The organism is Desulfocurvus sp. DL1XJH-121 (genome assembly GCF_054819825.1).
Genome location: NZ_JBTVWW010000004.1, coordinates 154114 through 177689 on the forward strand (window position 1 = coordinate 154114; position 23576 = coordinate 177689).

Below are 23576 nucleotides of genomic sequence, written 5' to 3' on the forward strand. Positions count from 1 at the left end.
GTGTTGCTCCTAGCTGGACGCGGCCTGCACGCCGAGTTCCACGGCCCGCAGGTTCATGTCCACGATTTTGGGATTCAGGCGCGTCTTCACGGTCTGGGCCAGGTCGTCAGGCGTCAGGGGCAGCACGCCCGTGGCGCACAGGGCGGCCATGAGCGAGAGGTTGCCGCATTGCACGGCCCCGGCCTCGGCGCCCAGGCTCAGGCAGGGCAGGAAGACCGCCTTGCCGGCGCAGGAGCGCACCGTGGACTTGATCTCGTCGATTTCGGGATAGGTCTCCCGGCCCATGGTCACGCCGATGGGCGGGATGATCTCGTCGTTGCTGACCACGGTGCCGCCCTTTTTCAGGTAGGGCAGGGCGCGCAGGGTTTCCAGGGGCTCGAAGCCCAGCACGATGTCCGCCTCGCCCGGGGCGATGCGCGGGCTCTTGAAGCCGCCGATGAGCAGCGTGGATTCCACCACGCCGCCGCGCTGGGCCATGCCGTGGACCTCGCCCGCGGTCACGGGCAGGCCCTTGGCCATGGCGGTCTGGGCCAGGATGATGGTGGCCGTGAGCGTGCCCTGCCCGCCGACGCCGGTGAAGAATATGCGAGCCTTGGCCATTATGCGCTCCTTTTGCGGGCCTTGATGTCCTTGCAGATCTGCAGGCAGAACATGCAGCCGGTGCATTGGTTTTCATTGATCTCCACGCGGCCGTCCTCGACGTAGAACGCGGGACAGGCCAGGGTGGCCAGGCAGCGCTTCACTTCATCGCCCTGTTTGGCCACGTAGGCGGCCATGGGCTTGGCCTGCTTCAGGGTGCGGCGGGCGAAGAGCACGCAGGGCTCCTCGGCGATGAGCACCTTGACCCCGGGCTGGGCCTTCAATTCCTTGATGGCCTCGGAAGTGGCCTTGTAGTTGTAGGGCGAGACCTTGGCCACGTTGCACACGCCGCAGCCGCGCACGATGGTCTCGATGTCCACCTGGCAGGGGTTCGCGCCGTGGATGGTCTGGGAGACGCCGGGGTTGGGCTGGTGCCCGGTCATGGCCGTGGTGCGGTTGTCCAGGATCACGATGAGCACGTCGTGGTTGTTGAACACCGCGTTGACCAGCCCGGTCATGCCGGAATGGAAGAAGGTGGAGTCGCCGATGAAGGCCACCACCGGCCGTCCCGAGGCCTTGGCGAAGCCCGAGCCCGCGGACACGGACGAGCCCATGCAGAGCAGGAAGTCCGCGCAGGACAGGGGCGGCAGGATGCCCAGGGTGTAGCAGCCGATGTCGTTGGAATACACGGCCTCGTCGCCGTAGGCCTGACGCACGGCGTAGTACAGGGCGCGGTGCGAACAGCCCGCGCAGAGGTTCGGCGGACGCATGGGCAGCGGGCCCTGGCCCGGGCAGGCCGCGCCAGCGGGCTGGCGTTTGCCCAGGATGCGGTAGCACGCGGCCCGGACCTCGGCGGTGGAGTATTCGCCCAGGCGCGTCAGGTCCTTGCCCTTGCCCTGGATGGAGACCTCGATGCCCTTGGCCTGGGCCAGGGCGCGCAGGGCCTCTTCCACCAGGGGCTCGCCTTCCTCCACCACGAGGACGGTGCCCACGCTCTTCAGGAAGCGGGCGATCTTCTTCTCCGGCAGGGGGAAGGTCTGGCCCAGCTCCAGGATCTTGAACTGGCCCTTGAAGGGCTTTTCGTCCACCACGTCGGCCACGTAGGCCCGGGCCATGCCCGAGGCCACGATGCCCACCGCGCCGCGGCCGTGGACCTTGTTCCAGGGAGATTTCTCCGAGGCCTCGCCCATGGCCTCGAGCCGTTTCAGCAGCTCGGGGTGGCGCATGCGGGCCACCGCCGGGATGGGCACGAAGCGCATGGGCGCCTTCTCGAATTCGGGGCCGAACTTGGCGCCCGGGCGCTCGCCGAATTCCACGGGCCCGCGCACGTGGGCCACTCGGGTGGTGGTGCGCAGCATCACGGGCTGGCCGAATTCGCGGGACAGGGCGAAGGCGTCGCGGGTCATGTCCTTGGCTTCCTGGGCCGAGCAGGGCTCGAACACGGGCATCCCGGCCAGGCGGGCGTAATAGCGGTTGTCCTGCTCGTTCTGGCTGGAGTGGCAGCCCGGGTCGTCGGCGGTCAGCAGCACCAGCCCGCCGGGCGCGCCCACGTAGGTCATGGTCATCAGCGGGTCGGCGGCCACGTTCACGCCCACGTGCTTCATGGTCACCAGGGCCGGGGCCCCGGCCAGGGCCGCGCCGCCGCCCACTTCCAGGGCGACCTTCTCGTTGGGGCAGTATTCGAAATTGAAATCGCCTTCCGGGGACAGCCGGAAGAACGTGTCGGGGACTTCCGAAGACGGGGTGCCGGGGTAGCAGCTCACGTAGGCCACGCCGGCCTCCAGCGCGCCGCGCACGATGGCCTCGTTGCCCAGCAGCAGATGTGTCTCACCGCCTTTCTTGGTCAGGAGCGGATGTGCCATTTCCCAATTTTCTCCTTAAGCTATGTGATGCCGGGACGGGCCCGGGTTGGGTCGCGGGTTCCGTCAGGAGGCGGGCTCCAGCTTGGAGCGCAGGCTCGCGATCTTGCTCTGGATGAATGCGTTGTCCTGGGCCTGGTTGACCTCGAGCAGGGCCTCCCAGGCTTCCAGGGCGGCGCTGACGTCCCCGGACAGCTCGGACTCGTAGGCCAGGCGCTGCAGGATCAAGACGTTGTAGCCCTTGGGCGCGCTGGCGCGCAGGGCGGCCAGGGCGGCGGCGGCCTCGGCGTGCTTGCCAGCGCGCGACAGCTCGGCGCAGCGGCCCAGCACCGCGGCGGGGCCCAGCCCGGCGGTGTCCTCGGCGGACAGGGTCTTCCAGATCTCGGCGGAGCGCTCGTGCTCTCCGGCCTCGGACAGGGCCCCGGCCAGCTCCAGGAGCACGGCGTTGCCGAGGGCGCCGGGGGCCTCGGCTTTGAGGGCCTCCAGGGCCTTGACCCGCTCGGCCGGGTCTTCGGTGGCCGCAGCGGCGGCCAGCTTTTCCCGGCCCTCGGTGATCTTGGACGCCTGCATGGCGTCGAACAGGGCATAGCCGCCCACGGCCACGATGAGGACCACGATCACGCTCACGATGAGCTTGATGTTGTCAACCACGGTCTGGAGCAGGGGATGCAGGGACGCGTCAACCTCCCCGGCCAGGGCGTCGAGGGGGGATTGGGACGTTTGGGTTTCGGTGGTGTCGTTGGCAGTCATTTCCGGGGGTTCCTCCAACTGGGCGTATTGACTTCCGGGGTCGATTCCGCAACAAAAAAACGTGCCCAACGCGATGGGCAGTACAGGTGTAGACTCGCTTTACAGAAATGTCAAAAGAACTTTTCAGACAATTTTGATTCTTGCGAACCGGGGTCCGAAAGGCCCGCCGGGGAAGGAACCGGCGCGCGGTTGGCGCGTCGTGGCCGCCGTGAAAGCGTGCGCCGCGCGCGGAACCGGGGTTCGCAACAAGGAGGATACGGCGATGGCCGACATCAAGGACCAAATGGTGGACATGGGCCGCAGGGCGCGCCGGGCCGCGAGGATCATGGCGTCCGTGGAGCCCGCCGCCAAGGTGGCCGCCCTCATTGCACTGGCCGATCTGCTGGAAACGAGGCGCGAGGCCGTGAAGGAGGTCAACGCCAAGGACCTGGCCGCGGCCCGCGAGGCGGGCATGGACGCCGCGCGCCTGGACCGCCTGGCCCTGACGGACGCGGTCATCGACGCCATGGCGGGCGCCTGCCGCCAGGTGGCGGCCCAGGACGACCCCGTGGGCGGCATCGAGTCCATGCGCCGCAGGCCCAACGGCCTGCTGGTGGGCCGCATGCGCGTGCCCCTGGGCGTGGTGTCCATGATCTTCGAGTCCCGGCCCAACGTCACCGTGGACTCGGGCATCCTCTGCCTCAAGGCCGGCAACGCCGTGATCCTGCGCGGCGGGTCCGAGGCCGTCCATTCCAACCTGTTTCTGGCCGGGCTGATTCACGAGGCTCTTCAGGGCGCGGGCCTGCCCGCCGACGCCGTGCAGGTGGTGGGCACCACGGACCGAGCGGCCGTGAACGCCCTGCTCAAGCTGGACGAATACATCGACGTGATCATCCCGCGCGGCGGCGAGGGCCTGATCCGCGCGGTGGTGGCCGAGGCCACCATGCCCGTGCTCAAGCACTACAAGGGCGTGTGCCACGCCTACGTGGACGCGGATGCGGACCTGGACCAGGCCGTGGAGATCGTGTTCAACGCCAAGGTCCAGCGCCCCGGGGTCTGCAACGCCCTGGAATGCCTGCTCGTGCACCGCGATGTGGCCGGGGAGCTGCTGCCCCGCGTGGCCGAGAGGCTCGGGGAGGCCGGGGTGGAGTTCCGCTGCTGCGCGGAGTCCCTGCCGCTCATGGGCCAGTGGGCCGCCCCCGCCTCGGACGAGGACTGGGGCATGGAGTTCCACGCCCTGATCCTGGCCGTGAAGGTGGTGGGCTCCCAGGACGAGGCCCAGGACCACATCGCGGCCTTCGGCTCCAACCACACCGAGATCATCCTGACCCGGGACCACGGGGCGGCCATGCGCTTCGTGCGCCAGGTGGACGCCTCCATGGTCGGGGTCAACGCCTCCACGCGCTTCAACGACGGCGGCGAGCTGGGCCTGGGCGCGGAGATCGGCATCTCCACCTCCAAGCTGCATTCCTACGGCCCCATGGGGGTCACGGAGCTCACCAGCACCAAGTTCGTGGTCCTGGGCGAGGGCCAGGTCCGCTCCTAGCCGAGGCGCTGAAAGCATCCCGTGGGCGGCGTTGCCGCGCCCGGGACAAACCCTCATGTATTGCGGATACACATCGGCCTTGTCCCGGGCTTGCGCCTTGCCCACGGGCGCTTTGAGCGCCCCGGAAAACGGCGGAAAACTGCATTCGCCGGTACGCAGATCAGCAGCCCCTGTGGCCGGGGAAAAGGAGGCCGGAGCATGAAGGTCGGAATCCTGGGCGGGTGCTTCAACCCACTGCACGTGGGGCACCTGCGCCTGGCCCTGGAGACGCGCGAGGATTTGGGCCTGGACCGGGTGGAGCTCATGCCCGCGGCGACCCCCCCGCACAAGCCCGGGGAGCCCATGCTGCCTTTCGCCCTGCGCGCGGACCTGTGCGAGGCCGCCATCCGGGGACTGGACTCCCTGGCCGTGAACCGCATGGAGGCCGAGCGCCCCGGCCCCTCCTATACCGTGGACACCCTGCGCGGGCTGGCGGACCGGCATCCGGACTGGGAGCTGGCCTTCATCCTCGGGGCCGAGGACCTGCGGGCCCTGCCGGGCTGGAAGCGGGGCCTGGAGATTCCCGGGCTCGCGGACCTGGCCGTGGCCGCGCGCGGCCGGGACGGGCTGGCCGAGGTGCGCGCCCTGGTGGCCGACCTCTGGCCCGGGGCGTCGGCGCGCGGCGACGCGGCCTGGGACCTGCCCGGCGGGGGGCGGGTGCGCTGGGTCCGGGCCCGGCGCATGGACGTCAGTTCTTCGGACGTGCGCGAGCGTTGGCTCTCCGGCCGGACGCTGCGCGGCCTGGTTCCCGAATGCGTGGAGCGCATGCTGGGCGAGCACGCCCTTGAGGCGCGCGCGGCCTGGGGGGCGTAGTTTCCGTTTTTGCGCGGCCCGGGCGCGTTTTTTCCTCTCCCCGAGGCGCGATGCGCGGCCCCCGCGGTTGAACTGGACGGGGAATTGTGTGAAGTTGGGGGATGAAGAGACGCGCGCGGCAGGGGGCTCGCGCGCAGCAACGGGGAGCAGCATGTTCGATACGCCAGCCAAAAGGGTCCGCGAGGACGTGGCCCGGGCCCGGGCCGCCCTGGGCAAGGGCAACGCCCTCAAGTCGCTGGAGCACTTTGTCCGCGCGGTGGACGAGTTCAAGGACGCCAGGATTTTCGGCCGCGAGAAGTTCGAGGCCGAGGTGCACATCCAGGAATACCTCAAGGATTTCAACCGCCATCCCGACGTCAAAAAGCATTTCGCGGATAAGAATATCCACGTCACGCCCTATGTGGCCTACAACCGGGGCGGGGAGGCCGCGCTCCTGGAGTCCGCCAACAAGGTCCTGGCGGAGATGCGCGGCGCGGACAAGGCCGAGGAGCAGATCAAGGAGGCCAAGCAGGAGCACCGCAAGGAGGAACTTCTGGAGATGGGCCGTTCCTGCCTGGAGGCCAAGGAATTCCCCAAGGGCAAAAGCGTCCTGCGCCGCCTGGTGGAGGAGTTCGGCTCCGAGCCGGGGCTGAAGACCGAGGTGGGGCGGATGCTGCTCAAGGCCGGGCTGTATTTCGAGGCCGGAGAGGCCCTGGAGGACGCCCTGCTGGACGCGCCCAGGGACAGCAAGGCCCTGAGCGGGGCCATCCAGGCCTACAAGCACGCCGGCGAATACACCAAAATGGAAATGCTCTACAAGCACGCCCTGAAGACTTTCGGCGCGCATCCCAAGACTCTGCTGCACATGGCCGAGATGTACGTCAAATGGCACAAGTGGGACGAGGCCTACGACACCTCCAAGCAGGCGTACGACGGCGATTCCTCCCTGGACAAGGCCAAGGAGATCATGGACTCCTGCGCCCGGCGCATCTTCCGCTGAGCCCCCGGCCGCGCGAACAATGAAAAAAACCCCCTGCCAGACAGGGGGTTTTGGTTTGCTGAGGCGCGGGGGCTATTCCCCGTCGCGGTACACGCGCAGGGGGGCGAAGGACTGCACCGTGGGCATGACCTCGATGCGGTTCAGGTTCACGTGCGCGGGCACGGTCACGGCGTAGAACACGATGTCCGCGATGTCCTCGGCGGTCAGGGGCTTGGTGCCCTTGTACACGTTGTCGGCCTTGTCCTTGGCGCCTTCGAAGCGCACCAGGGAGAACTCCGTCTCGGCCATGCCGGGCTCGATGTTCGTCACGCGCACGCCCGTGCCGTGCAGGTCCGCGCGCAGGTTGTTGGAGAACTGCTTCACGAAGGCCTTGGTGGCCCCGTACACGTTGCCTCCCGGGTAGGGCCAGTTGCCCGCGATGGAGCCCAGGTTGACCACGTGCCCGGACCCGCGCTCCACCATGGCGGGAAGCATGGCCCGGGTCATGAACAGCAGGCCCTTGATGTTGGTGTCCACCATGGCCTCCCACTGGTCCGTGTCGCAGCGCTGCGCGGGCTCCAGGCCCAGGGCCAGCCCCGCGTTGTTCACCAGCACGTCGATGGCGGCGAACTTCTCGGGCAGGGTGCGGGCGAAATTGTTGATGGCCTCCTGGTCACGCATGTCGAAGCAGGCGCCCATGGCCTTGTCGGCGCCCAGCTCGGCCACCAACTGGTCCAGACGGTCCCTGCGGCGGCCCGTGGCGATGACGTTCCAGCCTTCGGCCGCGAAGCGGCGGGCCATGGCCGCGCCGAATCCCGCTGTGGCGCCGGTGATGCAGATGGTCTTGGTCATCGAAAACCTCGTGCGGATTGAAGTGAACGGGAGGGGCATGTTCCCTCAAACCGGGCTCGATGTAAACGGCGTATGCCGGGGGGGTTCCGGCTTGCCCTGTCCGGCCCCTGCGCGTATGCCTGGATCGATGGGGGGGCGTTTTCAACTGTAAACGGAGGCAATAGATGCCGAGCACCATGTCCATGAAGTCCAAGCTCATCCTCGCCCTGTCCGTGATCATGCTCGTGGCCGTGGCTATCATCAGCATGGCCAACTACATGGTTTCGCGCACCGCTGTCCGCGAGGAACTGTTGACCTCCAGTCTGCCGCTCACCCGGGACAACATATATTCCGAGTTGCACAAGGCTCTCATGGAGCCCATCTCCCTGTCCTCCCTCATGGCCCGGGACACCTTCCTCAAGGACTGGACCCTGGACGGCGAAAAGGACGAGAGCAAGATCCGCAAGTATCTGGCCGAGGTCCGGGACAGGTACGGCTATCTCACCGCATTCTTCGTCTCCGACCGCACGGGCCACTACTACCATCCGGGCGGGCTGTTGAAGACCATCTCCAACATGGACCTGCACGACGTCTGGTACTACGAGTTCGTGTCCCGGGGCGTGGAGTACGACCTGGACGTGGACACCAGCGAGGCCGAGGGCCACGCCCTGACCCTGTTCATCAACTACAAGGTCAGGGGCTACGGCGGCGAGCTCCTGGGCGTGGCGGGCGTGGGCCTGCGCATGGACTGGGTGGCGAACATCGTGGCCTCCTTCGAGGAGAAATACGGCCGCAAGGTCTTTCTGGTGGATCCCTTCGGCGTGATCCAGGTGCACAGGGACCGTTCCCTGGTGGAGCACGCCAACATCAAGGAGATGGACGGCATCAGGGACGTGGCCCCGGACATCCTCAGGCTGCGCGAACAGTCCGACTCCTTCCAGTTTCGCCACTCCGACGGACGGGAGGTGCTCCTGTCCGCGCGCTACATCCCGGAATTCGACTGGCTGGTCCTGGTGGAGCAGGACGAGGCCGAGGCCCTGGCCCCGGCGCGCAAGAACGTGGTCATGACCATCTGCCTGGGCCTTTTGGCCTGGCTGGTGATCATCTTCGTCAGCGCGGCGGCGGTGAACCATTTCCAGGGCAGGCTGGAGAACATGGCGGCCACGGACCCGCTCACCGGGGCCTTCAACCGCCGCGAATTCGACGTCTGCTTCGACCGCGCCGTGGCCCGGGAAAGCCGCCTCGGCCACGGGTTCTCTCTGCTGCTCCTGGACCTGGACGACTTCAAGAAGATCAACGACACCCAGGGGCATCTGGCCGGGGACCGCGCCCTGATCAGGACCGTGGACTGCATCCGCAAGACCATGCGGCCCGAGGAATCCCTGGCCCGCTGGGGCGGGGACGAGTTCATCGTGTTGGTCAACGGCGGGTTGGAAGACGCGGCGGTCCTGGGGCGGCGCATCCTGGAGACCCTGTCCAAGAGCGCGGACATGGGCGCCAGCTGTGGCGTGGCCGAATACCGCAAGGGCGAGAGCCTCGACTCCCTCACCTCGCGCGCGGACGACGCCGTGTACCGGGCCAAGGCCGCGGGCGGCGGGGTGGTGGACAAGGCCGGGGAATCGGCTCAGGACGACGCCGCCAGCTAGCGGTTGCGCCCCGGCACCAGATGAAAATGGAACCCCCGCGCATGCACGGCATGCGCGGGGGGTGTTTTTTTGGGGCGCCGGGGCCTAGCCCGCCACGGACGCCAGGGTCTTGCGGATGACCTCGGCGGAGTGGCGCAGGGCTCCGAGTTCTTCGTCGCTGATGCCCGCGTGGATGGTGGACTCCACGCCCGCGCGCGTGATGACGCGGGGCAGGGACAGGCAGACGTCCGAAATTCCGTATTCGCCGTCCAGCAGGGCCGACACGGTGAGCACGCTGTGCTCGTCGCCCAGGATGGCCTCGACGATGCGGATCAGGCACATGCCGATGCCAAAGTATGTCGAGCCCTTGCGTTCGATGATCTCGTAGGCCGCCTTGCGCACGCGGTCCAGGGTCGCCGTCCGGAAGTCCTCGCCGCAGGACGGCACGCCGCGCAGGGCGCAGAACTCGTCCAGAAGCACGCCGCCGATGTTCACGCGGCTCCAGAGGGCCGTTTCGCTGTCCCCGTGTTCGCCCACGATGTGGCCGTGCACGTTGCGGGGGTCCACGCCGCAGTGCCGCGAGAGCAGCAGGCGGAAGCGGGCGCTGTCCAGCACCGTGCCCGAGCCGATCACCCGCGAGGGCGGCAGCCCGGATTCCTTCAGCGCCACGTGGGTCAGCACGTCCACGGGGTTGGTCACCAGGATCAGGATGGGGTCCTTGGCGTGGCGCATGACCTCGGCCACGATGTTCCGGGTGATGGCCGCGTTGCGGCCCACCAGGTCCAGGCGGGTCTCGCCCTGGCGTTGCGCGGCCCCGGCGGTGATGACCACGATGTCAGCGTCCGCGCAGTCCTCGTAGCCCCCGGCGTGGATGCCGGTGGGCGGGCAGAGGGCCATGGCGTGGCTCAGGTCCATGGCCTCGCCTTCGGCCCGGGCCATGTTCTTGTCCACGAGCACCAGTTCGTGGGCGGTGCCCCTAAGCACGGCGGCGTATGCGAAGGCCGTGCCCACCATTCCCGCGCCGATTACGGCGATTTTTTGGGTGTCAACATGGGTTTCGGGCATGGGTCCCTCCGGGTTGCGCGTTCGTGGTGCGGCGCTCAGGCCGCGCCGGGGTTCGAGGCTGCGGCGGCCTCTTCTATGCGCGCGCTGAGTTCGTCCAGGTCCACGGGCTTCATGAAGAAATCGAAGGCCCCCAGGCGGGTTCCCTCGGTGGCGGATTCCACGCTGCCGTGGCCCGTGAGCAGGATGGTCCGGGTGCCGGGGTGTCGCTCGCGGATGCATGAGAGGGTTTCCAGGCCGTCCATGCCCGGCATGCGCAGGTCCAGGACCACCACGTGGGCCGGGCCTTGGGCCAGAAGCTCCAGGCAGGCCTCGCCGCCCGGGGCGCTCTGCACCGAAAAGCCGCGCTTGGACAGGCGCTTGGACAGGGCAGCGGCGAAGGCCGCCTCGTCGTCTACGATGATGACGTGGGTGCCGCTAGTGCTGCTGGTGCCGGGATCGCTCATGCGCGCTCCGTTGCTGGGGGTGGTGTGGATAATTTGGCAGTAAATCGGGCGTGGCGTCAACTGGAAGCGGTGGTATGGGCACCGACCGGTTTTGGCCATGGTGGGGGGAGAGAGCTGGACCGGGTAAGACACCTGGTTCAAAAACTGCGGTTTTTGAACCAGGTGCCAAAGGGGCCGGGGGGCGAGCCCCCCAGGCCCCTTTGGATTCCCCTGCCCCCCTCTTGGAGTGGAGGCGTTACCGGGCCAAAGATACTTTTGGACGACGCCAAGGCGTGTCTTTCCGTGAAGGCCATACGTGTCGGCGGGGCAGGGGCTGTGGCGGGGCTACGCGATACGCCTCCGCGTCGCCCCTATCGCCCCGATGCAGGGGGTGGTCTTGCGCGTCCGACAGGCGCGTTGTCGGAAGAGGAAGGCCGAAGGGTCATGACGCCATGGTTGCAGGCGGTCCCTGCGTAATTCCTCGGGCTACACGGTACGCCCGGGAATTCGCTTTACGGTCCCGATTTTCGGGGTGGCCACGGGCGCTAGCCGTGGCCGTTGCTTGAGGAGATAGGGAGCTAAGCTGATGAGGGGGCAGGATCAGACAGCAAGCGATATCCAGCCGTTGTCCTTACCCCGTGCCGCCGCACTACTCGCGCCCAGCTTTTAGGGACTCCCCAAGCCCCGGCGCGCTGCCCGGCGAAGCGGCTGTGATGGAAATCAGAAAAGCGAAGCCCCCCGTACCCGCCCGGGGCGCGACCGCGTCACCTCCCCCCTCATTCTCGACAAACCAACGCCCTACCCGCGAGGGAACGCGGCGGGTGGGGAGGGAGGGCACGAGTGGTTTTGCACCACGACAAAAAAGCGCGGCTCCATCTGAACCGCCCTCTACGTGTCTATGCGCCTATGAATGGGAAATAAATCAATCCTCCGCTAGGTTGGCGAAGATATTCACGCTGATGCGGCCGATGCTCGGTTTGTACTCGCCGGAGCGGACCTTGGCGCGCAGCTCATCCACCAGGGCGGCCCTGTCCTGGAGGCGTTCCTCCTCGCTGTAGCAGGGCTCCCTGTCGCTGTCTTCCCGGGCAGGCGGGGGCGTGGGGGGGGTGTGGCGGTGCTGGTCCATGTGAACCGTATCGGACGGGTCAGCGGGAAGTTTATGGGGGCGATTTTTTCCTTGTTGTCCTGAGTTCAGAGCGAAAAATCGGGAAACGTGCTAGGCGTTTTTCGCCTTTATTTTAAACGGCCGACACACCAACCTTCGCACATCATTTGTTTTTTGTTTCTTGGACCCGTCCGGGGGAACGCCGCCGCACCTGCCGGGCCTTTGCGCTGGACTTGGCCCGGGATATCATGCGAAACCCCGGGTGCGCGCTTGGTTGCGCGCGGCCGCAAGGAGGGCTGGTGGATGCTGCTTGATCTGGCGCTGTGCGCCGTTGGATTCCTGCTTTTGTATTACGGGGCCGAATGGCTGGTGAAGGGCTCGTCGAGCCTGGCGCGCAGCTTCGGGATTTCCCCCGTGGTCATCGGCCTGACCGTGGTGGCCTTCGGCACTTCCGCGCCGGAGCTGGTGGTCAGCCTCATCGCCTCGGCCGGGGGCAAGAGCATGATCGCCGTGGGCAACGCCGTGGGCTCCAATATCTGCAACATCGCCCTGGTGCTGGGCATCTCGGCCCTGTTCCAGCCCATCGTCAGCCATCCCTCGGTGGTCCGGCGCGACATCCCCATCATGCTCGGCGTGTCCGTCGTGCTCTTGGCCCTCAGCCTGGACGACACGCTCTCGCGCGTGGAGGGCCTGTTCCTGTTCGCGGGCATCATCGCCTACACCCTGTTCAACTATCGCCAGGCCCGCCGCGACGCCGTGCTGGCAAAGGCCGCCTCTTCCGGGGTCGAGGACGGCCCGGCTCCGGGCACGCGAACGCGCATGATCGTCCTCGTGCTGGCGGGCATCGCCGGGGTGGTGGGCGGCGCGAACCTGGTGGTGGATTCCGCCGAGTCCATCATGAAGGCCCTGGGCGTGTCCGAGAAGTTCATCGGCCTGACCGTGGTGGCCTTCGGCACTTCCCTGCCCGAGCTGGCCACCAGCGTGGTGGCGGCCGTGCGCGGGGAGCTGGACATCTCCATCGGCAACCTGGTGGGCAGCAACGTCTTCAACATCCTTTCGGTTCTGGGCGCGGCGGCCCTGGTGCGGCCCATCCCCATCCCCGGCGGTTTTTTCGCCTCGGGGTTGTATGTGGATTATCTGGTCATGCTTTTCACCAGCGCCCTGCCGTGGTTGATGATGCGGCGGGATTACACGGTTTCCCGCCGGGGCGGGGCCGTGCTGCTGGCCGTGTACCTGGGATACCTGATTTATCTAGTCACGAAGACTTTGTATGTATGAACGACAAGTTGCGGTTTTTGCTTCGAGCTTGCAGAATGGTATTGACATAACGATTCGCCGAGGGTAAGGGGGTCCTTTACGTATACCAGTGCCACAAATTTGTGGGGCCTCCTGTTGGCCGGTCTGGTGAGATTCGAACAGTTTGTCAAGGAGCAGCGTGCACTTGCACCCTGCTCTTTTTTTAAAGGCGCGTAGTGCGCCACTGAAACCCTTCATGGAGAAGATTGAATGTCCAAGAGCATCTATGTCGGCAACCTGCCCTGGTCCGTTTCCGAAGACGACGTCCGCGGCGCCTTCGAAGCCTACGGTTCCGTGAATTCCGTTAAACTTATCGAGGATCGCGAGACCGGCCGTCCGCGCGGCTTCGGCTTCGTCGAAATGGAAGACGATGCCGCCCTGGCCGCCATCGAGGCCCTGGACGGCACGGACTTCGGCGGTCGCAACATCAAGGTCAACGAGGCTCGCCCTCGCGTGGACCGCGGCCCCCGCTGGTAGCCGACTGAGGCTTACGCGTACGCTAAGGCCCGCCTCTGCAAGGAGGCGGGCCTTTTGCGTGCCTGCGCGGGAGGCTTTGACCTTTGCGGAGGCGCGGCATACCGTTCGCCATGGCGGGGTTGTCCCGCCTGGGAAAGGATCGTTTTGGGAGGTTGCAGGTGAACATCGGATTATTGCGTGCTTTTTTTGGGCGCGTGGTGTGGATGGCCCTGGGCGCGGCGGTCCTTGGGGGCGCGTTCTGGCTCCTGGCGGGCCATCAGGGCCTGAACAGCGCGGAGCGGGCCCTCAAGGCCTGGCGCTATAATCGGATACTCCACGTGGATCAGGTGGACCCCGGCCTGGTGGAGAGGCTCAAAGGCCTCGGCCTGCTGCGGGAAGATCTCCCTGCGTACTGCAACAATATGGTCTTCGACCTGAGCGTCAAGGCAAACGACCTGGAGTTCAACGGCAACGTGCCCCTGATCACGGAGCGCATGAACCGGCTGCTGGCGGGGGAGGACCTGGGCAAGGCGCCCATCAAGTGCGACTCCCGCGCCCTGGCCCTCATCGGATTGCTGCGCAAACTGGGCTTCGAGACCCGGATGGTCCATTACCTGGGCTACGCGGACCAGGGCGAATTCAACGGGCACACCCTTCTGGAGGTCCGGGAGGCCGGGGGCTGGGTCCTGTATGACCCCTATTTCGGCGTGTACTTCGAGACGCCCGGAGGACGGAGGGCCGCAGCCCTGGACATCCTGCGGGCCAAGCCGGAGGCTATTGTCCCGGTCTCGCCCCTGGGTCGGGGCTGGGAGGCCAATGCCGGGCGCGTGGACAGGGACGCCCTCGACCACCTGTACTGCGTCCTGGTCTACGACAACCGGATGAACGGCGAAAAATCCGTGGCCCTGGTGAACAACGCGCGCATCAAGCGCGTCACGAGGGGCCGCCTCGAAGCCCTCGACCCGGCGCTGACGCACTACATGGACGCCATCTGGATCGACCCCGTGCGGGTGGATATCTGAACTCGGCCATGGGCTGCGAGCAAAGGCCTGCGGTGGACGCCGCAGGCCTTTTGTTTTGCGCAGTCGTCGCGGACCGCGGTTCCGGGGTTCCGCCGACAGCCCTCCCCCGGGGCGGCCGCATCCTGTTTCCGCACCCCGGGCGTTTCCGCCTAGTGTCCTGGAATTCTTGTGCGGCGAGGAGTTTTGCGCCCCCGTCCGTTTTTTTATCGCTGAAACGAAGCCCCCTTTTTTTAATATAGAACAATCCATCAACAGCCATCACCACCGGAACGATCAATTGCGGGGGGGGAGGGGGGCTTATGCCAGGTGCCGCCATGGCCGCGCAGTTGCGTTGGGGGACGCAGGACTCGGGCCAGGACGGAGCAGGGAATCAGGGTCAGGAAGATCGTCGCTTGAATGGCGTACTCGTGGCCGCCGCCGAGCCGGGCGGCGATGCGCCCGGCGATGACGCCACCGGGCGGGATACGCTGCTGCTCTACGACGGCAAGCCGGTGGTGCTGGAGTCGCCCCAGGGCGCCGCGCCGCAGGTGCTCACCACCTCCGGGCTTGTGCCGCTGAGGACATCGCCGGTCTCGGCGAGTTCTACAGCGCCAGCCCCGAAGACATCGAATGTTTCCAGTCCATGGCTTTCGGATCGTCCCGACCGGACGAATTCGGCCTGCTCGGCCAGGGGGTCGACCCCTGGGCCGGGGTCGACGGCCTGGGCCTCGTCACCGCGGGTGGGCAGAGCGCTTTTTTGGCCAACGGCTTCGTGGTCTGGGAGAGCGCCCAGGTCGGCGGTTCGTCCGGCCCCGGGCTGGATCTGGACCTTTCGTACCTGAATAGGACAGACCGCACCAACCCCTCGAATAACGACGATGATGACGACGATCCGCAGGCCGCCGGGCCCGCCGTGGCCCCGGCCCAGGGCGACGCCACGACCCTGGGCCTCTCCCCCGCCACCCAGGCCATGCACGTGGATTTGAGCGTGCCGGTGTATTACCCCACGGCCGACCCCTCGGACACCATCACCCCTTCGGACGAGGTGGCCAACGTCATCGGCGCAAGGGACTACGACAACGTCATCATCGGAAACGACGAGGCCAACCAGCTCACGGGCGGCGAACACTCGGACAGCATCCAGGGCGGCGGCGGCGGCGACGATCTTGTCACCATGAACGCGTTCCTGGACTCCTCGGACACCATCGACGGCGGCGCGGGCGACGACAGCTTAAGCTTCACCTACGCGGGTGACGGCTCGGTCTTGAATAACGTAACGGGCGTGGAGCGCATCATCCTGGGCGACGCGGCCACCACACTGACCCTTGGTAACGACAACCTGGCGGCCTCGGGCCAGACCGTGACCATCGACGGCAGCGCCCTGACGGAGGCCCTGACCTTCGACGGCTCGGCCGAAACCGATGGCAACCTGTCCGTTTTGGGCGGCGCGGCTGCGGATTCCCTCACAGGCGGCGACGGAGCCGACACCCTGGAAGGCGGCGATGGCAATGACACCCTGGCCGGCGGAGCGGGAACCAACACCCTGTCCTACGCCACCTCCAGCACCGGGGTCACCGTCTCCCTGGGGGCCCAGACCGCCACGGGCGGCGACGCAGAGGGTGACACCATCACTTGGACCAGCTTCCTGAACCTTACAGGCTCCGCAGCCGACGACACCTTGACGGACAGCGGCAGCCAAGACAACCATCTCCAGGGCCTTGGGGGCGACGATCTGTTTTACTATCTGGGCGGGGAGGACTCGCTCTCGGGCGGCGACGGCGACGACACCTTCTCCTTCAGCGGCAGTCCGGACAGCGGAACGGTGATCCAGGGCGGCGACGGTACGGACATACTCGCGGTCATAGCCTCCGCGGACTTCACTAATTCCACTGTAAGCGGGATTGAGGGCGTGGAGATCAGCGCGGGCGGGGATTGTTGGATACGAGAACGCCCGGGGCATGAGCCCTGGGCGTTTGAGCATTGAGAGGGGAGGCTGGCTCAGCTGCCCTTGGGCCGCTGCACGGTCTTTTTGTAATAGTCGCCCACGGCCTCGTGCAGGGCGTTGGCCGCCAGCCAGGCGCAGTGCTGGTCGTCCTCGGGCAGGCCCGGGCCGCCCAGGCCCTCGAGCACCGTCTCGCCGCTGATGGCGGCCAGGTCGTCGCAGGCCTTGCCCACGGCCAGCTCGGCGGCCATGGAGCCGCTGACCTGGCTGGAGCCGCAGCCGTCCGTGGCGAACCCCGCGTCCAGCACCCGGTCGTCCTCGATGTGCAGGAAGATGCGGATGGTGTCCCCGCAGGAGCCCGTGGACGCGCCCTCATACTGGGCCTTGGCGGGCCTGCCCCGGTGGGGCTGGTTGCGCCAGCGCTCGAAACCCGCCTGGCCGAAGGCCTCAACGGCCTCCTCGTTTATCTTCCCCTGGAGCTCGTTCACGATGTCGTCGAAGCTGGGCATGGTGTGTCCGTGGGTTGGGGTGTCGTTTCGGCCCCGCTGCGGGCCGCCGCCAGCGAGCCTGTTAGCATCCCGAGCCGCGCCCGGCAACAGCGGGCCCGCATGATGAAAAGGGCCCAAGCCGAAGCCTGGACCCTTTGTCGTCTTGGTGGAGATGATGAGACTTGAACTCACGACTTCTGCCTTGCGAAGGCAGCGCTCTCCCAACTGAGCTACATCCCCATTTGGTCGCCCGCCGTGGCCCCTGAGGCCTGCGAACGGGAAAGGACTTTTACACTTCCGGGCATGGCATGGCAAGGGGAAAGTGGGGTTGTGCGGCTACAATCCGAGGCGTTCCAGGAACTCCTCCGCGCGGTGCGCGTAGGTGTGGCGGGCCAGGACTTCCTCGCGCCAGGCCCGCGCCAGGTCCTCGCGCAGGGCCTCGCCCGGGGCCAGCCTGCGGGCCAGGGGCGCGATGTCCGAGGGCCTGGAAAAGGCGATCTCCCGGGCCAGATCCGGAGGGAACAGGGACAGGCCCGGCGTGTCGTCGGAGAGCAGGAAGCCCCCGGCGGCCCAGACGTCGAAATGCCGCTGGGTCAGCCCCGAGGGCAGGAGCAGGCTGGTCACGTTCAGGGTCCAGGCCGCGCTGCGGTACACGTCGGCCAGGCCCGCGTAGTAGTCCACGGGCCCGCGCAACTGCGCGCCCGGGGGCAGGGCCGCGGCCCAGTCAGCGTCGCCGTAGATGGTCAGGCCCGGCCCGGCGGACGCGGCCTGCACGCAGGAAAACCGCCGCTCGCGCCCGGCGTCCTCCGCGCCCAGGCCCACGGTGCGGGCCGCGAGGTCCGGCCACAGGGGCCAGATGTCCAGGCGTTCCAGCCACCAGGCGTAGTCCGGACGCCCTCCCTGGCCCAGAAGCATTTCCGCGGCCTCGCTCTGCCACTGGGGCACCTTGCAGCCCGCGAAGAAGCTCCCGCGCCCCGGGAACGCGCTGCGGCCCACGAAGGCCATGCGCCCGGCCAGCTCCGGCAGGCGCGGGCCGTCCGGCGCGAACAGCGCGGGGTCCGTGGCCAGGGGCAGGGGGAACACGGATTCGGCCCCGTGGCGCGAGAGGGGCTCCAGGAACCAGGGGTCGGTCACGGCCAGATGGACCCGCTTCCAGAAGGACGAGCGCAGGCCGCTGATGAGATGGAAGGGGTTGTCCACGCACCAGGCGCACGCGGGCACGCCCGCGGCCTCCAGCAGGTGGAAGACCTCGCCGTGGGGGTCCAGGCCCCGGAAGTTCACGGTCAGGAACAGGGCGGGGCGCTCCTCGCGCAGCATGGCGGGCAGACGGCGGCCCAGCTCCTTGGGCGGCACCCGGCGCACGGCGAGCCCCGCGCCGGCCAGCGCCGCGCCCAGCTCGCGGGTGATGAGTCCGGACTGTGTGGACGGCAGGATCACGGACCGGCCCCGGGGGGCGGGGGCCGCGCCCGCCGCCTTGAGCCAGCGCACGCGGCCCGTTATCGGGCCCCAGAACGAGGGGAACAGGCGCACGCCCGGCAGGTACACGAGAACCTCGGCCCGGGCGGCCATGTCCCAGTCCAGCTCCCCGGGATCGATGAATTTCCAGCCTTCGGGCAGGGCTTCCCCCCAGGAGGGGGGCATCTGGTCCTTGAACCCGGGGGCCTCCATGGCGTATACGGCTTTGCCCGGGGCGTCCGTCCGGGCCAGCTCCGCCGCTTCCGCCAGGCCCGCAGGGTCCGGGCCCAGGCCCAGCAGCAGCACCTCGGGCCCGCCCGCCAGGCGCTCGAACTGGGCCGGACCGCCGAGAAGGGTCTGCCGCCTGCCGAATTCGTTTTTGATGCAGAGGCGCTGTGGGCGTTGGCTCATGGCATGGGTGTTGCGGCCCGGGCGGGTGGCCTGTTACAAGGTGAAATCCTGCGAACGACGACCATTATGAAAAAATATCGCGATCAATATTTCCTGCGCGCCAAGCGCGACAACTACCCCGCGCGCTCGGTGTACAAGCTCCAGGAACTGGACAAGCGCTTCGGCCTGTTCAAGCCCGGCATGTCCATCCTGGACCTGGGAGCCGCGCCGGGGTCCTGGTCCCTGTGGGCGGGCCGCCGGGTGGGGCCCGGGGGTCGCGTGCTGGCCGCCGACATCCAGGACACCGAGACCCGCTTCGAGGAGAACACGCTCTTCATGCGCGAGGACGTGTTCGACCGCTCCGAGGACTTCGAGGCCGCGCTCTCGTCCATGGGCCCCTTCGACATCGTGGTCTCGGACATGGCGCCCAAGACCACGGGGCACAAGGCCACGGACCAGGCGCGGTCCATGAATCTCTGCGAGGAGGCCCTTGCCGTGGCCTGTACAACCTTGGTAAAGGGCGGACACTTCGTGGTCAAGGTCTTCCAGGGGCCCGACGACCAGGCCTACCGCGAGGCCATGCGGCAGGTCTTCGACTCGGTGAAGACCTTCAAGCCCAAGAGCTCGCGCAGCGAGAGCAAGGAAATGTTTTACGTGGGCATGGGCTTCAAGGGCCTGCCCGGCGAGGGCGGCTGACGGCCCAGCGCCAAGAGGAGCGACCCTCGCGCATGTCCCTGATCCATGCGCGTCGGCCATTTTCATCGTCGAATAACCGCGCCAGAGGCGTACAACACGATTTTTCCCAAGCATCGGAGGATACATGTCCGGACACAGTAAATGGGCGAACATCCAGCACCGCAAGGGGCGCCAGGACGTCAAACGGGGCAAGGCCTTCACCAAGGCCGCCAAGGAAATCATCATCGCGGCCAAGAGCGGCGGCGATCCCGACATGAACCCCCGTCTGCGCACGGCCATCGCCGCGGCCAAGGCCGTGAACCTGCCCAAGGACAAGATCGAGAACGCCATCAAGAAGGGCACGGGCGAGCTGGCCGGCGGCGAGATGTTCGAGGTCCAGTACGAGGGCTACGGCCCGGGCGGCGTGGCCCTGCTGGTGGAGGCCGCCACGGACAACAAGAACCGCACCGTGGCCGAGGTGCGCCACATCCTGTCGCGCTCCGGCGGCAGCATGGGCGAGGCCGGGTGCGTGGCCTGGATGTTCGACAAGAAGGGCCTCTTGTATTTCCCCAAGGACAAGTTCACCGAGGACCAGATCATGGAGGTCGGCCTGGAGGCCGGAGCCGAGGACGTGCTGGACGACGGCGAGGCCTGGGAGGTGCGCACCGCGCCCGAGGACTTCACGGAAGTGCAGCAGGCCTTTGACGCGGCGGGCCTGGAATACGAGTCCGCCGAGCTGGGCATGATCGCCCAGAACAACATCGACGTGGACGTGTCCGCCGGGCGCAAGCTGGTGAACCTCATCGAGGCCCTGGAAGACAACGACGACGTGCAGAATGTGCACAACAACGCCGAGCTGCCCGACGAGCTGATGGCCGAACTGGACGGGGAATAGAGCCGTGGCCGGGGGCGTGGTGGTCCTGGGCATCGATCCGGGTTCGCGCGTCACGGGCTACGGCGTGGTGCGCGAGGCCTCGGGGCAGGTGGAACTGCTCGTGGCCGGCACCGTGCGCACGGCCTCGGCCAAGGACCTGGGCCGCCGCCTGGGACTGATCTTCGAGGGCCTGGCCGCGGTCATCGCCGAGCACGCGCCCAGCGAGGCCGCCGTGGAGAACGTGTTCGTCTCCAAGAACGTCATGAGCGCCCTGAAGCTAGGCCAGGCGCGCGGCGCGGCCATCGCGGCCTGCGCGTCCGCCGGGCTGCCCGTGTCGGCCTACGAGCCCACCCTGGTCAAGAAGAGCCTGGTGGGCACGGGCCGCGCGGCCAAGGGCCAGGTGGCCTGGATGGTGGCCCACAGCCTGGGCGTGGCCAATCCCGGCTGGGCCGAGGACGCCTCCGACGCCCTGGCCGTGGCCATCTGCCATCTCAATCAGCGGCGCATGAACAGGCTGGTCAGCGCCGCCGGAGGCCGTAACTCCTAGCCGATTATTGAAAAGTCATCTCACGCAGGCCGTTCAAAAATAGTGAGATGCGAGGCGCAAGGAAAATGCAAGACCGACGCGTATCCCAATACGCGAGGGTTTGCATTTTTCGCAGCAACGAAGCAGGTCGCTGTTTTTCAACGGCCTGCAAGGAGGGAGCATGATCGCGTTTCTCGCCGGTACAGTGGCCGCGCGCACCCAGGGCGGCTGCGTGGTGCTCACCAGCGGCGGCGTGGGCTATGAGGTGGACATGACCTCGGCCTCGGCCGCCACCCTGCCCAAGGTGGGCGGCGAGGTGGAGCTCTTCGTGCAGACCATCGTGCGCGAGGACGCCATCGAGCTCTACGGCTTCCCCACCTGGGACGAGCGCGTGGTCTTCGGGCTGCTCTTGTCCATCAACAAGCTGGGCCCCAAGACCGCCCTGGCCATGCTCGCGGTGTTCACCCCGGACGAGCTGCGCAGGCTGGCCCTGGGGGACGACTATATGCCCCTGGTGCAGGTCCCGGGCATCGGCAAGAAGAGCGCCCAGCGCATCTTCCTGGACCTCAAATACAAGCTCCAAGACGGGGCCGTGAGCCCGGCGCCGTCCCTGCCGTCCCTGGACGGCCGCGCCGTGAGCGCCTTCCGCGACGCCCTGGCGGGGCTGTCCAATCTCGGGTATGAAGAGTCCGAGACCAGGAGCATCCTGGAGGAAGTCTTCAACGAGCAGCCCGACCTCGACGTGGGCGAGGCCCTGAGGGAGGCGCTCAAGCGTATGGCCAAGAGGCGTTCATGAACCGGGCCCAGACCCCGCCGGACGATCACATCCGCCCAAGATCACTGGACGATTTCATCGGGCAGGACGAGCTGCGCGCCAATCTGCGCGTGTTCGTGTCCGCGGCCCGCGAGCGTGGCCAGGCCATGGACCACACCCTGCTCTACGGCTGCCCGGGCCTGGGCAAGACCACCCTGGCCCAGATCCTGGCCGCCGAGATGGGCGTGAACATCGTCAGCACCTCGGGCCCGGTGCTGGAGCGCAGCGGCGACCTGGCCGCCATCCTCACCAACCTGGAGCGCAACGACATCCTCTTCGTGGACGAGATCCACCGCATGCCCCCCACGGTGGAGGAGATCCTCTATCCGGCCATGGAGGACTTCAAGCTGGACCTGGTCATCGGCCAGGGCCCGGGGGCGCGCACCGTGAAGCTGGACCTGGAGCCCTTCACCCTGGTGGGCGCTACCACGCGCATAGGGCTTCTCACCTCGCCCCTGCGCGACCGTTTCGGGGTCATCGCCCGGCTGGAGTTCTACGACCCCGAGGACCTGGCGCGCATCGCCCTGCGCGCGGCGCGTATCCTGGACGTGGAGCTAACGGACAACGGGGCCGACGTCATCGGGCGGCGCTCGCGCGGCACCCCGCGCATCGCCAACCGGCTGCTCAGGCGCGTGCGCGACTTCGCCCTGGTGGAGGGCGACGGGGCCGTGGACGCGGCCGCGGCCGAGGCGGCGCTCGCGCGCATGGACGTGGACGAGTCCGGCCTGGACTTCATGGACCGCAAGATCCTCTCGGTGCTCATCAACCAGTACGGCGGCGGGCCCGTGGGCGTTAAGACCCTGGCCGTGGCCTGCTCCGAGGAAGTGCGCACCATTGAGGACATCTACGAGCCCTATCTCATGCAGTGCGGGTTCCTCAAACGCACCCCGCGCGGCCGCATGGCCACGGCGCGGGCCTACGCCCACCTGAACCTCATCGCCGCCGCCGGCGGCGGGCAAGGGAACCTATGCAGATCGTAAGGCCTTCCTTCTCCATCATGTCCATGCCCGACGGCGACGTCGTGGTGGCGCACATCGAGGCCGCAGGGCGCACCTGCTACAAGTCCGAGGACAAGATCACCCCGGAATCGGGGCTCAAGTTCGTGAAGATGATCGTGGGGCGCGGGCACGAGTCCGTGCTGGAGCACGCCAGCGTCACCGTGCGCTTCGTCTGCGACCGGGGCGTGACCCACGAGCTGGTGCGCCACCGCCTGGCCGCCTACAGCCAGGAGTCCACGCGCTACGCCAACTATTCCCGGGACCGCTTCGGCAGCGAGATCACCGTGATCCGGCCCCTGTTCTGGGCGCCGGGCAGCCCGGAATACGCGCGCTGGGAACGGGCCATGGCCGATGCCGAAGCCGCGTACATGGAGCTCATCGAGGCCGGGGCGCGCCCCGAGCAGGCCAGAAGCGTCCTGCCCAACAGCTTGAAGACCGAGATCGTGATGACAGCCAACCTGCGCGAGTGGCGGCACGTGTTCAAGCTGCGCTGCTCCGGCCCGGCGCATCCCCAGATCCGGGAGATCATGCTGCCGCTGTTGGACGAATTCGCCCGGCGCATGCCCGCGGTGTTCTCCGACCTGCGCGAGCAGTTCGCCGAGGACATCGAGAAGTTCAAGGCCCTGGCCGGGGATTAGGAGGCGCGCCATGGCGGATTTTCCCGCGGACATGCCCGAAAGCAGGCCCTTCATCGACGACCACGGCGACTTGGTGGTGCCCGCCGACTGCCCCGAGGAATACCGCTGGTGGGCCGGGGGGCGCTCCCTGGAGGCCATCCTGACGGAACTGGGGGCCTCCAAGACCCTTTGGGAACGCTACAGCCCCGAGCCCTATCCCGAGGAACTGCGCAAAGAGAACTACCCTTTGCTTGGTAACGAATAAATTCACCGCTAATCGCTGCTAATCGCCATATTCCCCTTTTCTTCCCCCGGTCTGGGACCGAGGTGACGTTTCCCGCTTGAAACACGGGAAATAGCCCTCGAATCCCTGGACGTTCTCACCGATCGCCCCGGATGTTTCACGCCAATCAGCTTTTTCTCTATGAAAAAAACTGATAATCAAGATGGATATGAATAGGAAAATTCGGCCT

Annotated in this window: 24 protein-coding genes and 1 tRNA gene; 15 read left to right on the forward strand and 10 right to left on the reverse strand. The window is 67.2% G+C overall.

Going from position 1 to position 23576, the window contains the following annotated elements:
• Positions 1-9: 9 nt before the first annotated feature.
• From ACYYG1_RS04660 to ACYYG1_RS04670, 3 genes are all read right to left on the reverse strand, one after another.
• Positions 10-600, reverse strand: a complete 591-nt coding sequence (locus ACYYG1_RS04660) for an indolepyruvate oxidoreductase subunit beta (protein WP_461209120.1) — start codon at positions 598-600, stop codon at positions 10-12.
• The gene (iorA, locus tag ACYYG1_RS04665) at positions 600-2441 is read right to left on the reverse strand and encodes an indolepyruvate ferredoxin oxidoreductase subunit alpha (protein ID WP_461209121.1); all 1842 of its coding nucleotides are present in this window, start codon (positions 2439-2441) and stop codon (positions 600-602) included. The genes ACYYG1_RS04660 and iorA overlap by 1 nt, the downstream gene beginning before the upstream one ends.
• 63 nt (positions 2442-2504) lie before the next feature.
• Positions 2505-3188: a hypothetical protein gene (locus tag ACYYG1_RS04670; RefSeq protein WP_461209122.1), complete on the reverse strand. Its 684-nt coding sequence runs from the start codon at positions 3186-3188 to the stop codon at positions 2505-2507.
• Positions 3189-3450: 262 nt separating this feature from the next.
• On the opposite strand from ACYYG1_RS04670, the gene ACYYG1_RS04675 reads away from it, so the two are divergent.
• The 3 genes from ACYYG1_RS04675 (at position 3451) to ACYYG1_RS04685 (ending at position 6544) form a co-directional block, all read left to right on the forward strand.
• Positions 3451-4713, forward strand: a complete 1263-nt coding sequence (locus ACYYG1_RS04675) for a glutamate-5-semialdehyde dehydrogenase (protein WP_461209123.1) — start codon at positions 3451-3453, stop codon at positions 4711-4713.
• A 198-nt stretch (positions 4714-4911) separates the two neighbouring features.
• Entirely contained in the window at positions 4912-5565 is a 654-nt protein-coding gene (gene nadD / locus ACYYG1_RS04680; protein ID WP_461209124.1) for a nicotinate (nicotinamide) nucleotide adenylyltransferase, read from the forward strand.
• Positions 5566-5716: 151 nt separating this feature from the next.
• Entirely contained in the window at positions 5717-6544 is an 828-nt protein-coding gene (locus ACYYG1_RS04685) for a tetratricopeptide repeat protein (protein WP_461209125.1), read from the forward strand.
• Between the two features lie 72 nt (positions 6545-6616).
• On the opposite strand, the gene ACYYG1_RS04690 is transcribed toward ACYYG1_RS04685, so the two are convergent.
• Entirely contained in the window at positions 6617-7375 is a 759-nt protein-coding gene (locus ACYYG1_RS04690; protein ID WP_461209126.1) for an SDR family oxidoreductase, read from the reverse strand.
• Between the two features lie 164 nt (positions 7376-7539).
• Between ACYYG1_RS04690 and ACYYG1_RS04695 the strand changes: the two genes are divergently transcribed.
• Positions 7540-9000, forward strand: a complete 1461-nt coding sequence (locus tag ACYYG1_RS04695) for a sensor domain-containing diguanylate cyclase (RefSeq protein WP_461209127.1) — start codon at positions 7540-7542, stop codon at positions 8998-9000.
• An 84-nt stretch (positions 9001-9084) separates the two neighbouring features.
• Here the strand turns inward: ACYYG1_RS04695 and ACYYG1_RS04700 are convergent, their stop codons facing one another.
• The 3 genes from ACYYG1_RS04700 to ACYYG1_RS04710 all read right to left on the reverse strand — a co-directional run bounded on the left by ACYYG1_RS04700 (position 9085) and on the right by ACYYG1_RS04710 (position 11592).
• Positions 9085-10044, reverse strand: a complete 960-nt coding sequence (locus ACYYG1_RS04700; protein ID WP_461209128.1) for an L-lactate dehydrogenase — start codon at positions 10042-10044, stop codon at positions 9085-9087.
• Between the two features lie 35 nt (positions 10045-10079).
• Positions 10080-10487, reverse strand: a complete 408-nt coding sequence (locus ACYYG1_RS04705) for a response regulator (protein ID WP_461209129.1) — start codon at positions 10485-10487, stop codon at positions 10080-10082.
• Between the two features lie 901 nt (positions 10488-11388).
• Positions 11389-11592, reverse strand: coding sequence for a hypothetical protein (locus ACYYG1_RS04710; protein ID WP_461209130.1), 204 nt, complete (start codon positions 11590-11592; stop codon positions 11389-11391).
• Positions 11593-11874: 282 nt separating this feature from the next.
• Between ACYYG1_RS04710 and ACYYG1_RS04715 the strand changes: the two genes are divergently transcribed.
• The 4 genes from ACYYG1_RS04715 to ACYYG1_RS04730 all read left to right on the forward strand — a co-directional run bounded on the left by ACYYG1_RS04715 (position 11875) and on the right by ACYYG1_RS04730 (position 16308).
• On the forward strand, positions 11875-12849 hold the full coding sequence (locus ACYYG1_RS04715; RefSeq protein WP_461209131.1) for a calcium/sodium antiporter: 975 nt from the start codon (positions 11875-11877) through the stop codon (positions 12847-12849).
• Between the two features lie 228 nt (positions 12850-13077).
• Positions 13078-13344 (forward strand): RNA-binding regulator, encoded by a 267-nt coding sequence (locus ACYYG1_RS04720; RefSeq protein ID WP_461209132.1) that lies wholly within the window; start codon positions 13078-13080, stop codon positions 13342-13344.
• Positions 13345-13502: 158 nt separating this feature from the next.
• Positions 13503-14345 carry a transglutaminase-like domain-containing protein gene (locus tag ACYYG1_RS04725; RefSeq protein ID WP_461209133.1) on the forward strand — a complete coding sequence of 281 codons (843 nt, stop codon included), beginning with the start codon at positions 13503-13505 and terminating at the stop codon, positions 14343-14345.
• Positions 14346-14967: 622 nt separating this feature from the next.
• Positions 14968-16308, forward strand: coding sequence for a calcium-binding protein (locus ACYYG1_RS04730; RefSeq protein WP_461209134.1), 1341 nt, complete (start codon positions 14968-14970; stop codon positions 16306-16308).
• 14 nt (positions 16309-16322) lie between these two features.
• On the opposite strand, the gene ACYYG1_RS04735 is transcribed toward ACYYG1_RS04730, so the two are convergent.
• From ACYYG1_RS04735 to ACYYG1_RS04745, 3 genes are all read right to left on the reverse strand, one after another.
• On the reverse strand, positions 16323-16775 hold the full coding sequence (locus ACYYG1_RS04735; protein WP_461209135.1) for an iron-sulfur cluster assembly scaffold protein: 453 nt from the start codon (positions 16773-16775) through the stop codon (positions 16323-16325).
• Positions 16776-16918: 143 nt separating this feature from the next.
• Positions 16919-16994: transfer RNA gene (locus ACYYG1_RS04740), tRNA-Ala, on the reverse strand.
• A gap of 96 nt (positions 16995-17090) precedes the next feature.
• On the reverse strand, positions 17091-18620 hold the full coding sequence (locus ACYYG1_RS04745) for a glycosyltransferase family protein (RefSeq protein ID WP_461209136.1): 1530 nt from the start codon (positions 18618-18620) through the stop codon (positions 17091-17093).
• Positions 18621-18686: 66 nt separating this feature from the next.
• On the opposite strand from ACYYG1_RS04745, the gene ACYYG1_RS04750 reads away from it, so the two are divergent.
• The 7 genes from ACYYG1_RS04750 (at position 18687) to ACYYG1_RS04780 (ending at position 23368) form a co-directional block, all read left to right on the forward strand.
• A complete protein-coding gene (locus ACYYG1_RS04750) occupies positions 18687-19295 on the forward strand; it encodes an RlmE family RNA methyltransferase (RefSeq protein WP_461209137.1) in 609 nt (202 codons plus the stop codon).
• 124 nt (positions 19296-19419) lie between these two features.
• Positions 19420-20169, forward strand: coding sequence for a YebC/PmpR family DNA-binding transcriptional regulator (locus tag ACYYG1_RS04755; RefSeq protein WP_461209138.1), 750 nt, complete (start codon positions 19420-19422; stop codon positions 20167-20169).
• A 4-nt stretch (positions 20170-20173) separates the two neighbouring features.
• Positions 20174-20695, forward strand: a complete 522-nt coding sequence (ruvC, locus tag ACYYG1_RS04760) for a crossover junction endodeoxyribonuclease RuvC (RefSeq protein WP_461209139.1) — start codon at positions 20174-20176, stop codon at positions 20693-20695.
• 160 nt (positions 20696-20855) lie between these two features.
• Complete coding sequence (ruvA, locus tag ACYYG1_RS04765; protein ID WP_461209140.1) at positions 20856-21470, forward strand: Holliday junction branch migration protein RuvA; 615 nt, start codon at positions 20856-20858, stop codon at positions 21468-21470.
• Positions 21467-22468 (forward strand): Holliday junction branch migration DNA helicase RuvB, encoded by a 1002-nt coding sequence (gene ruvB / locus ACYYG1_RS04770; RefSeq protein WP_461209141.1) that lies wholly within the window; start codon positions 21467-21469, stop codon positions 22466-22468. Before ruvA ends, ruvB begins: the two co-directional genes overlap by 4 nt.
• Complete coding sequence (thyX, locus tag ACYYG1_RS04775; protein WP_461209142.1) at positions 22456-23124, forward strand: FAD-dependent thymidylate synthase; 669 nt, start codon at positions 22456-22458, stop codon at positions 23122-23124. Before ruvB ends, thyX begins: the two co-directional genes overlap by 13 nt.
• A 10-nt stretch (positions 23125-23134) precedes the next feature.
• A complete protein-coding gene (locus ACYYG1_RS04780; protein ID WP_461209143.1) occupies positions 23135-23368 on the forward strand; it encodes a hypothetical protein in 234 nt (77 codons plus the stop codon).
• The last annotated feature ends 208 nt before the right edge of the window (positions 23369-23576 follow it).